Origin of the sequence: Kribbella yunnanensis (genome assembly GCF_039529655.1) — a bacterium.
Taxonomy (GTDB): Bacteria; Actinomycetota; Actinomycetes; order Propionibacteriales; family Kribbellaceae; genus Kribbella; species Kribbella yunnanensis.
Genome location: NZ_BAAANF010000036.1, coordinates 43,168 through 56,207, shown reverse-complemented (window position 1 = coordinate 56,207; position 13,040 = coordinate 43,168). Strand labels below are relative to the sequence as shown.

Here is a 13,040-nt window from a genome sequence, read left to right as displayed (position 1 = left end):
GGGGTTGCCCGTTGAGATGGGGGGTTGCACGGCGGGTTTTTGAGGGGGCAACCCCTCAGCTCGGGGGTTATCCACTGAGATGGGGGGTTGGCCGGCGCGGGGCGGCGGGTTTGGGTGGCTGGCGGCAATCTCCTTTCACTCGACGGCGGGGCTGGTGGTGCACGGCGACCTGGCTCACTGTGGCGCGAGCGGCCTGACGCGGTTTGCGAGGTCCTGCGCGCGACGATCATCCAGGCGGTCGCCTTGGCGTAGGCCGAAGTAGTGGGCTGCTGAACCGCCGCGGACTACCAGCTCGGCTACGTCTGAGCTGCCGGGGATGAGGCCGGGTTCATCACGCGGTACGGCGGTCAGGTGCGGATAGCGCGGTATGCCTGCCAGCTTGAGTTCCGCGGGGGCGCGGTCAAGTTTGCAGTTGCCGAAGTTGTCGACGACGGTCACGAGTGGGCCCTCGTCCGGGGTGACGGGTATCGGGGTCGGCGTCGAGGGGACCGCGCGGCCGTCGGTGACCCATTTCGCGAGCAGGGGTAGGTACCAGAGGCTGCGGAACTGGGTGGTGATGATCCGCTCGGATTCCACGGGGTCGAAGTCGAGGGCTTCCAGGACCTCGGCGATGTCGGTGACAAACACCTCGGTGATCCCGAGCTCCCGCCGTACCAGCGCCAGGGCGCGCGGATTGAACGTGCTTGCGACGAGGTGTTCGCCGTACCGGAAGAAGCAGAACGGGACGCCGTTCGGCCAATGACCGTCACGAGGGGCGAGGTTGAGCAGGGTGATGGTGGGGTGGCCGGGTTCGCCGAGGGATTCCGTCGATCTCAGACAGTCCAGCAGGGTCAACGCCGCGAACGACTCGGGATCGGGGTCGTCGAGCGCGATGATCGTGGGGGACTGGCCGAAGAGGGCGCCGATGCGGGTGCTGAGGCGGGCGCGGGCGTTCCCGCCGACACAGTCGGTCAGGTAGGTGATCGGGTACATGCGAGGTCTCCTGGGGTGGTTGCAGACATGAGAAGAGGCCCCCGACAGGAGGCCTCTCGCTGCAAGCACACGTGACTACGCTGCCGAGGTTCCTCCGTATCGAGGGCTCAGCATTCGCATCGCGACGGCGTACCTGGTCACGTCGTGGATGTTAGCACCTGCGGTCATGCGCTCTATCGGACTGACCAGCCCTATCCCAGAGCGTGAGCTCGAGGAGCAAGCGCTCTGGATTTCGTCCGCCGGGTGGTGCGACGGTTCGGCTCTTCCGGCGCCACCTTGAGCACGCACCAACCACGTGACACCTGCCGAAACGGTTGAGCCGTGCTCAAGGTCGCGTGCCCGGCCCACCTTGAGCGCCGCTCAACCACCGTCCGGCCGGACAGGTGACTGATCCGTGCTCAAGGCCGTGGCGCCCTCAGCGCACCTGACCGTTGTCGAAGTAGGCGATTAGGGCGGGGTCGAGGTCCGGTACGTCGATCGGTACGCCGTTCGACCGCAAGGAGTTCGTGGCGGCGACGCCGGCGGCGACTGCGGCGCGGGCGGCGACGGGGGAGGTCAACGTTGTACCGCCGTCCCGGACGAAGGTGAGGAACTCGTTGACCAGGTGCGGGTCGGCGCCGCCGTGGTGGTCGCTCTCGCCGGCGATCTCGACGACCAGGTCGGCGTCCTCGCGGTAGCCGGAGCGGCGGCTGTTCCAGACCTTCACGACGCCGCCCGCGGTGTCGCCGAAGTTCTCCAGGCGGCCGCGGGTGCCGATCACGGTGTAGTTGCGCCAGTAGTCTGGCGTGTAGTGGCACTGCTCGTAGGTGACGAAAACGCCGTTGTCCAGCAGGAGATTCGCCATCGAGAGGTCCTCGACGTCCATCACCGGCGCGAGGCCCTTCTGCTCCAGCGGCGGCCAGTTGTCCGAGCTCACGAAGTCGGAGAACCGCTGGCCGGTGCGGTCGAGCCTGTCCTCGATCCCGCCGTACAGGGTGAGCGCGCCCATCGCGTTGACGCGCCGGGTGTAGCCGTTCGCCAGCCAGTGCATCACGTCGATGTCGTGGGCACCCTTCTGCAGCAGCAGGCCGGTGGTACGGCGGCGGTCGGCGTGCCAGTCCTTGAAGTAGAAGTCGCCGCCGTGGCCGATGAAGTGCCGGCACCAGATCGCCTTCACGTCACCGATCGCGCCGTCCTGGATCAGCTGCCGCATGGTCTGTACGACGGGCATGTGGCGCATGTTGTGACCGACGTACAGGCGGGCGCCGGACTCGTAGGCCGCCTGCAGGACGCGGTCGCAGCCCTCGGTGGTGATCGCCAGCGGCTTCTCCACGAAGACCGGGATCCCGGCGGTGAGGAAGTCGATCGCCGGACCCTCGTGCAGGTCGTCCGGGGTGGTCAGGAAGACACCGTCGAGCTTCTGGTCGAGCAGCTCGCGGTGATCGGCGTACGCGGTCGCCTCGGGGTACTTCTCCAGGGCCTGGTCACGCTGCGCGGCGACCGGATCGGCCACGGCCACGATCGCGCTGCCCTCCCCGGGGCGATGGGCGTGTCCCGCGAGGTAGCTCCGGGCGCCGAGCCCCACCACGCCGAGTCGAAGATCAGTCATCAGCCAGCAACTCCTGCACATAGTTGTTTGAATCAGCCTAACTCCGAGCAGTTCCGTCCTTCAATCACCGGGTCGCTGGATGGAATTGCCTTCCTGGTCACCCAGTCGACAGCGGGACCTCGCCCCGTGTCGCCACCATGACGGAATGTGAGCCTCCACTACGTGGCACTGGGGGACTCGACCACAGTTGGTGTCGGGGACCCGATGAACGGCAGCAGTACGACCGACCTTTCCGGTGCCGGCGCGCGCCCGGGGGAGGGGTGGCGGGGCTGGGCCTCGCTGCTCGCCGACTCCTTGGGCAGCTCCCACCGTGTGACGTTCTCCAACTTTGCGACCAGTGGCGCGACGACCGACCTGGTCGCGACCCGACAACTCCCCGAGATCGGCAGCGGCCCGATCGACATCGCCTCGCTGATCGTCGGCATCAACGACACCCTGCGGTCCACCTTCGACCCGGGCCGCGTCCGCGACCACCTGCACGTGTGCGCCGAGGAGCTGACCGCGCGCGGTGCGCTCCTGCTCACCGTCCGGTTCCATGACCACGCCAAGATCTTCGGCCTGCCGAAGTGGATGGGCCGGCCGCTGTGGCAGCGGATCGAGCAGGTCAACCTCGCGTACGACGACCTGCACACCCGGTACGGCGGGATCCGGCTCGACATGGCCGATTACCCCGAGGTGTACCGCCGCGACTTCTGGAGCATCGACCGGATGCACCCGGGGGAGCGTGGGCACCGCAAACTCGCCCGGATGTTCGCCGACGAACTGACCGGTCGAGGCGTGCGGATCGACGTACCGCCGGATCTGGACTGCGCCTACAAACCGCCGAGCAAGTGGGCCGACACGGTCTGGATGGTCAAGGAGGGCGTCCCGTGGCTGGGCCGCCGCGCCGGCGACCTGCTCCCGTTCGTGGCCCGGATGGCGTTGTCGCAGCGCCGGCCCGCCTCGGGCGCGTTGACCAATGCGGAGGTCCAGCGGCTGGAGGCTTAGGGTTTGGACCATGGCTCGCATCGACGGACGTACCCCTGACCAGCTCCGCCCGGTAACCCTGACCCGGAAGTGGCTCGACCACGCCGAAGGGTCGGTGCTGGTGGAGTTCGGGAAGACGCGGGTGCTGTGCGCGGCGAGTGTGACCGAGGGTGTGCCGCGGTGGCGGAAGGGTTCCGGGCTGGGCTGGGTCAGCGCCGAGTACGCCATGCTGCCGCGGTCGACGAACACGCGCTCGGACCGCGAGTCGGTGAAGGGCCGGATCGGCGGCCGGACGCACGAGATCTCGCGGCTGATCGGGCGGTCGCTGCGTGCGGTGATCGACTACAAGGCGCTCGGCGAGAACACCATCCTGCTGGACTGCGACGTACTGCAGGCCGATGGAGGCACCCGTACGGCGGCGATCACCGGCGCGTATGTCGCGCTCGCGGACGCGGTGTCGTACTTGCGCGACCGCAAGCTGCTGAAGAGTGAGCCGCTGACCGGCACGGTCTCGGCGGTGTCGGTCGGAATCATCGACGGCGCCCCGATGCTCGACCTCTGCTACGAAGAGGACGTCCGGGCCGAGACCGACATGAACCTGGTGATCACCGGCGACGGCAAGTTCATCGAGGTCCAGGGCACCGCCGAGGGCGCACCCTTCGACCGCGCCGAGCTGGACAGCCTGCTGTCGTTGGGTCTTGCAGGCTGTGCGGACCTGACAAAGCTGCAGCAGGAGGCGCTGGGATGACGCGCGTCTTGCTCGCCTCGAACAACAAGAAGAAGCTCGAGGAGCTGCGCCGGATCCTGACCCCGATCGTGCCGGGGATCGAGGTGCTCGGGCTGGGCGACGTACCGCCGTACCCGGAGCCGCCGGAGACCGAGCCGACCTTCGAGGGCAACGCCCTGCTGAAGGCGCACGCCGCGCTGGCTGCGACCGGCCTGCCGTCGATCGCCGACGACAGCGGCATCTGCGTCGACGCGTTGAACGGGATGCCCGGCGTACTGTCGGCGCGCTGGTCCGGTCCGGCCAAGGACAACGACGCGAACAACCAACTGCTGCTGGGTCAGCTCGAGGACGTGCCGGATGAGCGGCGGGGTGCGTCGTTCGTCGCGGCCGTTGCCTTCGTGCGGAAGAACGCGGCCGACGAGCTCGTGCTCGGCGAGATGCGCGGCTCGGTGATCCGCGAAGTCCGCGGTACGGGCGGCTTCGGGTACGACGTACTGTTCCAGGCCGAGGGGTACGACGTGACCACGGCCGAGCTGACCATCGAAGAGAAGGACGCGATCAGCCACCGCGGCAAGGCGTTGCGCGCCCTGGCTCCGATCGTCGCGAAAGCATTGGGGGCCTAGCGCATGTTGTTCGCAGGACGTGACAAGGAAGGCGTCGAGGACGGCTGGATCACCTCGGCCTACCGCCGCTGGTCCGAGGCCCGCGTCGTCGAGGGCCGGATCTACCGCACCAACGCCGGCCGGATCCAGATCGACAGCATCAGCGAGATCAACCCCGCCTTGATCGCCGACAACGACCCCGACGTAGCCCGCGCCGACCGCAGCAACGCCGGCGACATCCTCCGCCGCCTCCGCGGCGACGACTCCTGGCCGACCTTCCTGATCCGCTTCCACCTGGTCAAAGAACCCGACCCCCGCGACCAACTGGCCGCCCAAACAGACCTGACGGCCGAGGACCTCAAGGACCTCAGCGACCGCCTGGCCCGCTTCGACGCCACCAACCCCCACGGCCCCTGGACAACCCAAACCCTCCGCCTCATCCAGTCCAAACCAGCCACCCGAGCAGCCGACCTAGCCGCCACCCTCGGCCGCGAAACCGCCCCCTTCAAACTAGACGTCCGCAAACTCAAGAACCTAGGCCTGACCTACAGCCTCGAAACCGGCTACGAGCTGTCTCCCCGCGGAACGGCGTACCTGAACACCCTCGACTAACAGCCGTCGACGCTGCAGGCCGTGCCGAAGGCGATGGCTTGCTCGGCTTGGGCGTCGAGGATGGCTTTGCGGAGTTCGAAAGGGGTGGGGACGCCTTCTATGCGGGTGTTGCCGACCAGGATGGTGGGGACGGACTGGATCTGGTGGGCCTCGGCCTCGCGGAGGGCGTCTTGGTGCTTCTCGCGGTAGGTGCGGTTGTCGAGGGCCTTGCGGAAGGCGGGGGCGTCCAGGCCGATCTCGGCGGCCAGGGCTTGGAGTACGTCGGGGTTGCCTAGGTCCTGGTCTTCTTGGAAGAAGGCTTGGAACATGCGGTGGGTGTACTCGGTGCCTTTGTCGTGGGCGGCGGCGTACTGGTAGCCCTCGAAGGCCAGGTGGGTGTAGGGCTGGGGGGAGACGGTGGGGAGGGTGATGTCTACGCCCAGTTGGCGGGCCATCGGGTAGACGGCTCGGGCCCAGATGGCGGGGAGGTACTCGTCTTCGGGGCGCAGGGTGGGGTGCGGGTGCGGGCGGAGTTCGAACGGCATCCACTCGATGTCGACGTACAAGTCCTTGGTCGCTTCTTCGATCGGGCCTTCGGCGAGGAGGCAGAAGGGGCAGACGTAGTCGGAGAAGATCTTGATCTTGACCTTGTCGGTCATCGGTGGGCTCCCTTCCGGCCGGACATGAACTCTTCGAACGGCGCCTCGTGTCCCTCGATCGGGGCGTGGGTCACCTGGATCGGCCAGTCGGTGGGGTCGCTGGCGAAGATCGAGTAGGAGCTGGAGTAGTTGAAGCCGTAGGCCTCGGCGGTCTTGCGGTCGGCGGCGTACACGATGTGCTCGATGTTGAAGTAGAGCGCGGCCATGTAGCACAGGGCGCAGGGCTCACCGGAGGCGATCAGGGTGGCGCCGGCGACGCCGAAGCGGCCGGACTTCTTGGCGGCGGCGCGCAGGGCGACGACCTCGGCGTGGGCGGTCGGGTCGTCGTCCTCGAGGACGCGGTTGAAACCGGTGCCGAGGACGTGACCGTCGCGGACGACGATCCCGGAGAACGGGATACCGCCTTCGGCGACGTGGGTGCTGCTGATCCGGACGGCCTCCTCGATGTGAGGAGTCAGGTGGTCGAGAGGGTCAGTGGGCATCAGGAAGTCCTTGGGGGGAGGTCGATGAGGACACCCGGGGCGGCCGGTCGGCTCGGACGGGAGCGACCCGGCCGCTCCGGGTGTGTCGAGGGGCTCGCGTCAGACGCCGGCGTTCTCAGGCGCGGGCGTGGTCTGCTCGGCCGAGGCCTTGGGGGCGTCGAACTTGTCGGCGAGCTTGAGCCAGATGACGCCGAGGACGATGAGGCCGAGCCACAGCGACTGCACGACCGTGAGGCTCTGGTCGAAGAAGACCGGGCCGAGGGCTGCTGCGCCGGCCGCGCCGATTCCTGCCCAGACTGCATAACCGATCCCCACCTCGATGGTGCGCAGTGCGGCGCTCAGCGCCCACAGGGTCAGCAGGAAGAAGAAGACGGCGACCAGGGACCAGGTCAGCCGGGTGAATCCGTGGCTGCCGCCGACGGACAGCGCGTAGCCGATCTCGAAAACACCGGCGAGCAGGAGCATCAGCCAGGACTTGGCCGCGGAGGGGGACGTCGAGGACATCGGAGGTTCCTTTCGAAGGAGTTCGAGTTTGCTTACGCTGCGCCGCTGAGCTGCAGGCCGACGACGCCGACGATGATCGCGGCGATGCCCAGGCCCTTGCGCCAGCTCAGCTTCTGGCCGAACAGCAGCGCGCCGAGGACGGTGATCCCGATCCCGGAGATCGACGTCCACAGGGCGTACCCGACGCCGACGTTGAAGGTCAGCAGCGCCCGGCTGAGGAAGAAGGTGCCGAACGCACCACTGACGAGGGTGATGATCGTCCACTTGCGGTTCTTGAAGCCTTCGGCCTTGCCGGCCGCGATCGCGACGACGATCTCGAAGACGACGGCGATGCCGAGTAGGAGCCAGTGCATGAGGTGTCCTCCGTTGAGTTGCTTGTACATGCAAGCGTCTGGCCCAGACTGTACGCCAAACTCCTGAGCAAGGGAAACCCCGAGAGGTTGCATGGGCATGTACTCTGATTCAAGAATCAATCGAGGAGGACCAGGCTCCATGACAACCTCGCAGCTGGCGCCCGCGCGCACTTCCGACCGCAGCGCCTGGGATCGCGTGCTCACCCTGCATGCCCAGGTCGAGCGTGAGCTCGCCGCGGCCCTGCAGAGCCGGCACGGCATCGGCCTGTCGGAGTACCGGTCCCTCGAGCACCTCGTCGGCTCCGAGACCAGTGAGCTGCGGATGCAGGATCTCGCCGACAAAGTAGGCCTCGGTCAGTCGTCGATCACCCGCCTGGTAGGGCGTTTGGAGGCGTCCGGCTTCGCCTTCAAGGACCTTTGCCCGTCGGACAAGCGCGGTGTCTACGCGGTCATCACTGACGAGGGTCGCAAGCGCTATCAATCGGCTCATGCCACGTACGTCGAGGTGCTGTCGGCCGCCCTGAATGCTTTCGCCGCCGACCCGGACCTGGGGCCGACAGTCCAGGCGCTCCGCACCGCGTAGTCACCGCTCACCGACCCCCGCTCGCCGATCCGGCGATGCGGGGGTTTTTGTTTGCCCGCACAAGCACCAATGATCCTGCTCACTACTACTTCGCCAAGTAGATGCTTGACCAAGCATGTACCTCGCGGGATACCTTCGGCACCGCCGCCCCGGGTTCGAAACCTTCGAACCGAGTGGGTGTGCACCGTCCAGAGATTTCCCTAGTGCGAGGAATTCCGCCGTGCCATCACCTTGCCTGGCCGAAGCCGTCGCCGTTCACGGCCACCTACGACCCCACGCAACCGCCCTGGTCACCAGCGACCGCACCGTCTCGTACGGCGAACTGGGCGAGCTCACGCAGTCCTTCCGGCACAGCCTGATCGAGCTGGACGTGCCGGCCGGAAGCACGATCTGCGTCCCGGCGCACAAGACGCCGGAGACCATCGCGCTGCTGCTCGCCGCGTTCCTCGAGGGCCTCGTCGTACTGGCTCCCGCTCCTGATCTCGGCGCGGCCGCACTGGTCCGCCTGGCGCAGCAGGCCCGCGCCACCCACGTGCTCACCGCGTCTGCGATCGATGCCCTGACCGCGGACGCGGTGCAGCCCGACGAGCAGGAGGCGGCGGGGTTCGCCGCCCCGGATCCCGCCCGCACCTGCCTCCTGCTCACCACCTCGGGTTCCACCGGTACGCCGAAGATCGTGCCCATCGCGGCCACCGGTTTCGACGCCTTCGCCGCCTGGGCCACGAAGGAGTTTGCCCTTACGGACAACGAGGTTGCGCTCTCCTACGCACCTCTCAACTTCGACCTCGCGCTCCTCGACATCTGGACCTTCCTGCAGCTGGGAGCGCAGGTCGTCCTGGTCGACCAGGGCCGAGCGACGGATGCGCCGTACGTCGAAAGCCTGGTCACAGACGTCACCTTCATCCAAGGCGTCCCCATGCTCTACCGACTCCTCACAGAAGCCGGTGCTGAATCGATACCTTCCCCACCCCACCGCCCCGGTCGGTTCGCTCCGGTCCGCCAGGTGATCTTCACCGGGGACAGCGTGCCGGATTCGCTGCTCGGACCGGTGAGTGCGGCCTTCCCGAATGCCCGGTTCCACAACATCTTCGGCTGCACGGAGACGAACGACTCGTTCATCCACGAGGTCGACCCGACCACGTTGACCGGCAAGATGCCGATCGGCCGTCCCATCGCCGGAACCGACGCGCTCATCCGCGACGGCGAGCTCTTGGTGGCAACGCCGTTCCAGACCGACGGCTACCTCAACACCGCCTTGAACGCCGAGGTCTTCGAAGAGATCGACGGCCGCACGTTCTACCGCACCGGCGACCTCGTCACCCAGGACGACGACGGTCTGTACAGCCTGCAGGGCCGTGCGGACTGGCAGGTGAAGGTCCGCGGTGTGCGGACCAACCTGCAGGAAGTCGAGCGGGTGATCTCCGCACACCCCGACGTGATCGAGGCGGTCGTCGTACCGCTGCCGGACGAACAGGCCGGCGTACGGCTGCACGCACATGTCAGCCGGCGCCACAGCAGTGCGCTGACCGGCCTTCGGCTGCGAACGCACGCAGGTCAGCACCTGCCCCGCCATGCCATTCCCACGTCCGTGCACGTCACGGACGACCCGATGCCCCGCACGTCCACGGGCAAGCCCGACCGAAACCTCATCAAGAGCAACCGCCTGAAGGAGAACAAGTGAGCACCCGAGACATCGCCGGCGAGATCCGCGCCTACGTGGTGGCCGAGTACCTGGCCGGTGAGGACACCTCCGACCTGACCGGTGACTACGCCCTGATCGAGTCCGGCGTCATCGACAGCCTCGGGCTGATCCGCCTGATCTCGCACCTCACCGAGACCTACCAGGTCTCCTTCGACGACATCGAGTTCGGCCCGGACAACTTCCGCAGCCTCGACGCGATCGTCGCCCTCGTCCAGACCCATTCCGTCGTACCCGTCCAGTAGAAGGAGCAAGCAAGAAATGATCGTCCGCAGCATCGACAACGTCGCCCCTGTCGAGTGGGGCAACGGCCTCAGCTACCGCGTCCTGACGGATGCCGATGGCATGGGCTTCGCCATCTGCGACACCCTCGTCCGCCGCGGCACGACGAGCGCTCTGCAGTACCGCGCGCACCTCGAGGCCTGCTTCTGCGTCGGCGGTTCGGGTGAGGTCGTCGAAAAGGACGGCACCCGCCACAAGATCGTCGAGGGCACGATGTACGCCCTCAACGAGCACGACCCGCACTACCTGGTCGCGTCCGAGGACGAGGACCTGCACCTGATCTCCGTGTTCAACCCGCCGATCGTCGGCAACGAGAAGCACACGCTGTCCGCGGACGGCTTCTCGCAGTACTGAGCCGTCCGAGCCTGCCGGCTGTTGCCATAAGCAATGGCCGGCAGGCGCCCGCAGCCGAACCGAGGACACCTCTTGAACGACGACCTTTTCCACCTCGCCACCCCGTGGGCAGATCAGCTCAACGCCGACCTGCAGGAGTCGGACGCAGCCGGTGCCTTTCCGCAGGACAAGTGGAAGGCCATCCAGGACTCCGGGATCCTGCGGACCCCCTTCGACCCCGAACTCGGCGGCAGCGGTCGCAGCCTGACCGACACCATGCGTGCCCTGGAAGGCCTCGGCTACACGTCGCGTGACGCCGGCCTGTCCTTCTCGACCTCCACCCAGATCGTCTCCGTCGGCATCCCGATGCAACGGTTCGCGACCCCCGAGCTCAAGAGCCGGTACCTGCCGCGGATCATGGCCGGTGACCTGGTCACCGCGCATGCGATCACCGAGGAGACCGGTGGCTCGGATGCGACGAACGTGTCGACCGTTGCCCATCGCGACGGTGACGACTACGTCATCAACGGCAGCAAGATGTTCATCACGAACGCGCCGATCGCCGACCTGTTCCTGCTGTACGTCCGCACCGGCAAGCCAGGCCCGTTCGGTCTGACCACGCTGCTGGTCGAGGCCGGTACGCCGGGTCTGTCGGTCGGACCGGTGATGGACAAGCTCGGCCTGCGCACCAGCCCGATCGGCACCCTCGCCTTCGACGACCTGCGTGTCCCGGTCGCCAACCGAATCGGTGCCCAGGGCGCGGGATTCCTGGTCCTGGACTACGTGATGAAGCGTGAGGTCCTGTTCGGCTTCTCGCTCACCCTCGGCGAGATGACCCGCCGGCTGGAGGAGACCGTCGAGTTCGCCAAGACCCGCACGCAGTTCGGGCAGGCGATCGGCAAGTACCAGGCGATCTCGCACAAGCTCGCCGACATGAAGATGCGCGTCGAGACCGCCCGCAAGTGGCTGACCGACACCGGTGCCAAGGTCGAGGCCGGGCAGGACGCCGCCTTCGATCTGGCCGCCACCAAGACCATCGTCTCCGAGGCCAACGTGCAGACCGCGCTGGACGCCGTCCAGATCCACGGCGGACGCGGCGTGCTCACCGAGTTCGGGATGGAGCGCGAGTTGCGCAACTCCATCGCCGGGACGCTCTACTCCGGCAGCTCCGAGATCCAGCGCAACCGCATCGCCACTCTGATGGGCCTTTGAGGAGTTCCCATGACTGCTGACCTGAACGAGCTGACCCGGCCGACCGCGTTCCTCGACTACGAGACCGACGAGGTCCAGGCCTTCGTCGACCACGCCGTCAAGGACCGCTCGGCCGACCCGACGACCAACGCGATCGAGCTGTACTACGCCGTACGCGACGGGATCTTCTACGAGGTGTACGACGCCGACCTGTCGCCCGAGGGGCTGAAGGCGTCGAGCACGGTCCGGGCCAAGTCCGGCTTCTGCCTGCACAAGTCCGCGGTCTACGCGGCCGCGGTACGCGCCGTCGGCATCCCGTCGCGCCTCGTGTACGGCGATGTGCGCAACCACCTTGCCTCGCCGCGACTGATCGAGCACATTGGTGGTGACGTCTTCTTCCACGGCCTCACCCAGGTCCACCTGAACGGCAAGTGGGTCAAGGCCACACCGGTCTTCAACAAGATGCTCTGCAAGCTGTACGGCATGGAGGCCCTCGAGTTCGACGGCCTCAGCGACAGCCTCTACCACCCGTACGCCGAGGGTGGCGGGTCGATGGAGTTCCTCACCGACCACGGCAGCTTCGACGACGTCCCGTACGACTTCGTCATCGCCACCATGCGGGCCAAGCACCCGAAGTTCCTCTCGGGCACCGGCACAGTCGCCGGCGGGAGTCTCGCCGCAGAAGGGACAACTCGATGAGCAAGGCACCACTTGACGGCTGGGACGCGAGCACCCGGATCGGAGTCGTCGTACCGCATGCCGATGTCGGTCCCGAGGCCGAGCTCCAGGCGATGGCTCCTTCGTCGGTGTCGATTCACGGATCGCGGATCCACTTCGCCGCGATGCGGGCCGGTGGCGAGATGGACGAGAAGATCCCGCACGACCCGGTCCGCGCGTTCGTCGAACCGCCGTTCCTCGACCAGGCCGTGGAGCTCGTCGCCGCGAGCCCACTGCATGCCCTCGCTCTCGCCTTCACCTCGTCGAGCTACGTGCTGAAGGCGAAGGGGGAGGAGGAGCTCTACGAACGACTCGCTCCCGTCACTCGCGGTCTGCCGATCACGGGCACGACCGTGGCGGCTCGGGCGGCGTTCCGCGCGCTCGGTGCACACAAGATCGCGATCGTGAATCCGCCGTGGTTCGACGACGTCCTCTCGCAACAGGGCGCCGACTACTTCGGTGAGTTCGGGTTCGACGTCGTACATCATGGGCCGTGTGGCCTGCCGTCGAACCAGAAGGCGATCACGCCGACCAACCTGTCCGCCTGGATCCGTACGACGGTCGCCGCGCACCAGCCCGACGCCGTACTGGTTGCCGGTAACGGGATTCGCGCGGTCGGGACCATCAAGCCGCTTGAGGAGGAGCTCGGCTTCCACGTCGTCACCGCGAACCAGGTGATCATGTGGCACGCGCTGCACCTCGCCGACGCCGCGCACGTCGCGGCCGGCATCACCGACTACGGTCACCTCTTCAGCACCAAGCCGTAAACACCAGTCAGGGCCGCGCTCTTC

Annotated in this window: 17 protein-coding genes; 11 read left to right on the top strand and 6 right to left on the bottom strand. The window is 67.2% G+C overall.

Features of this window, described 5'->3' with window-relative positions; all coding sequences use genetic code 11:
* Positions 1-174 precede the first annotated feature (174 nt).
* Together ABD231_RS41075 and ABD231_RS41070 are read right to left on the bottom strand one after the other, a co-directional pair.
* Positions 175-972, bottom strand: coding sequence for a hypothetical protein (locus tag ABD231_RS41075; protein ID WP_344165621.1), 798 nt, complete (start codon positions 970-972; stop codon positions 175-177).
* 415 nt (positions 973-1,387) lie between these two features.
* On the bottom strand, positions 1,388-2,560 hold the full coding sequence (locus tag ABD231_RS41070) for a Gfo/Idh/MocA family protein (RefSeq protein WP_344165618.1): 1,173 nt from the start codon (positions 2,558-2,560) through the stop codon (positions 1,388-1,390).
* 147 nt (positions 2,561-2,707) lie between these two features.
* Here ABD231_RS41070 and ABD231_RS41065 point away from each other — a divergent pair, with 147 nt between their 5' ends.
* The 4 genes from ABD231_RS41065 to ABD231_RS41050 are packed head-to-tail and all read left to right on the top strand — an operon-like array spanning position 2,708 to position 5,467.
* Positions 2,708-3,547, top strand: a complete 840-nt coding sequence (locus ABD231_RS41065; RefSeq protein ID WP_344165615.1) for an SGNH/GDSL hydrolase family protein — start codon at positions 2,708-2,710, stop codon at positions 3,545-3,547.
* A gap of 10 nt (positions 3,548-3,557) precedes the next feature.
* Complete coding sequence (gene rph, locus ABD231_RS41060) at positions 3,558-4,274, top strand: ribonuclease PH (protein ID WP_132405575.1); 717 nt, start codon at positions 3,558-3,560, stop codon at positions 4,272-4,274.
* A complete protein-coding gene (gene rdgB, locus ABD231_RS41055; protein WP_344165611.1) occupies positions 4,271-4,876 on the top strand; it encodes an RdgB/HAM1 family non-canonical purine NTP pyrophosphatase in 606 nt (201 codons plus the stop codon). Before rph ends, rdgB begins: the two co-directional genes overlap by 4 nt.
* A gap of 3 nt (positions 4,877-4,879) precedes the next feature.
* Positions 4,880-5,467, top strand: a complete 588-nt coding sequence (locus tag ABD231_RS41050) for a hypothetical protein (protein WP_344165608.1) — start codon at positions 4,880-4,882, stop codon at positions 5,465-5,467.
* Here the strand turns inward: ABD231_RS41050 and ABD231_RS41045 are convergent.
* The 4 genes from ABD231_RS41045 to ABD231_RS41030 form a co-directional block, all read right to left on the bottom strand.
* The gene (locus ABD231_RS41045; RefSeq protein ID WP_344165605.1) at positions 5,464-6,105 is read right to left on the bottom strand and encodes a DsbA family oxidoreductase; all 642 of its coding nucleotides are present in this window, start codon (positions 6,103-6,105) and stop codon (positions 5,464-5,466) included. The two genes, ABD231_RS41050 and ABD231_RS41045, sit on opposite strands and share 4 nt — an antisense overlap.
* On the bottom strand, positions 6,102-6,587 hold the full coding sequence (locus ABD231_RS41040; RefSeq protein WP_344165602.1) for a nucleoside deaminase: 486 nt from the start codon (positions 6,585-6,587) through the stop codon (positions 6,102-6,104). Before ABD231_RS41040 ends, ABD231_RS41045 begins: the two co-directional genes overlap by 4 nt.
* A gap of 99 nt (positions 6,588-6,686) precedes the next feature.
* Positions 6,687-7,091 carry a DMT family transporter gene (locus tag ABD231_RS41035; protein WP_344165599.1) on the bottom strand — a complete coding sequence of 135 codons (405 nt, stop codon included), beginning with the start codon at positions 7,089-7,091 and terminating at the stop codon, positions 6,687-6,689.
* 32 nt (positions 7,092-7,123) lie between these two features.
* Positions 7,124-7,444 carry a DMT family transporter gene (locus ABD231_RS41030; protein ID WP_344165592.1) on the bottom strand — a complete coding sequence of 107 codons (321 nt, stop codon included), beginning with the start codon at positions 7,442-7,444 and terminating at the stop codon, positions 7,124-7,126.
* 139 nt (positions 7,445-7,583) lie between these two features.
* Between ABD231_RS41030 and ABD231_RS41025 the strand changes: the two genes are divergently transcribed.
* The 7 genes from ABD231_RS41025 (at position 7,584) to ABD231_RS40995 (ending at position 13,016) form a co-directional block, all read left to right on the top strand.
* The gene (locus ABD231_RS41025) at positions 7,584-8,027 is read left to right on the top strand and encodes a MarR family winged helix-turn-helix transcriptional regulator (RefSeq protein ID WP_344165589.1); all 444 of its coding nucleotides are present in this window, start codon (positions 7,584-7,586) and stop codon (positions 8,025-8,027) included.
* A 220-nt stretch (positions 8,028-8,247) separates the two neighbouring features.
* The gene (locus tag ABD231_RS41020) at positions 8,248-9,708 is read left to right on the top strand and encodes an AMP-binding protein (protein ID WP_344165586.1); all 1,461 of its coding nucleotides are present in this window, start codon (positions 8,248-8,250) and stop codon (positions 9,706-9,708) included.
* On the top strand, positions 9,705-9,971 hold the full coding sequence (locus tag ABD231_RS41015) for an acyl carrier protein (RefSeq protein ID WP_344165583.1): 267 nt from the start codon (positions 9,705-9,707) through the stop codon (positions 9,969-9,971). The genes ABD231_RS41020 and ABD231_RS41015 overlap by 4 nt, the downstream gene beginning before the upstream one ends.
* Positions 9,972-9,987: 16 nt before the next feature.
* Positions 9,988-10,362, top strand: a complete 375-nt coding sequence (locus ABD231_RS41010; RefSeq protein ID WP_344165580.1) for an ectoine synthase — start codon at positions 9,988-9,990, stop codon at positions 10,360-10,362.
* A 72-nt stretch (positions 10,363-10,434) separates the two neighbouring features.
* Positions 10,435-11,553 carry an acyl-CoA dehydrogenase family protein gene (locus ABD231_RS41005; RefSeq protein WP_344165577.1) on the top strand — a complete coding sequence of 373 codons (1,119 nt, stop codon included), beginning with the start codon at positions 10,435-10,437 and terminating at the stop codon, positions 11,551-11,553.
* Between the two features lie 9 nt (positions 11,554-11,562).
* Positions 11,563-12,231 (top strand): transglutaminase-like domain-containing protein, encoded by a 669-nt coding sequence (locus tag ABD231_RS41000; RefSeq protein WP_344165574.1) that lies wholly within the window; start codon positions 11,563-11,565, stop codon positions 12,229-12,231.
* Positions 12,228-13,016 (top strand): maleate cis-trans isomerase family protein, encoded by a 789-nt coding sequence (locus ABD231_RS40995; RefSeq protein ID WP_344165571.1) that lies wholly within the window; start codon positions 12,228-12,230, stop codon positions 13,014-13,016. The genes ABD231_RS41000 and ABD231_RS40995 overlap by 4 nt, the downstream gene beginning before the upstream one ends.
* The last annotated feature ends 24 nt before the right edge of the window (positions 13,017-13,040 follow it).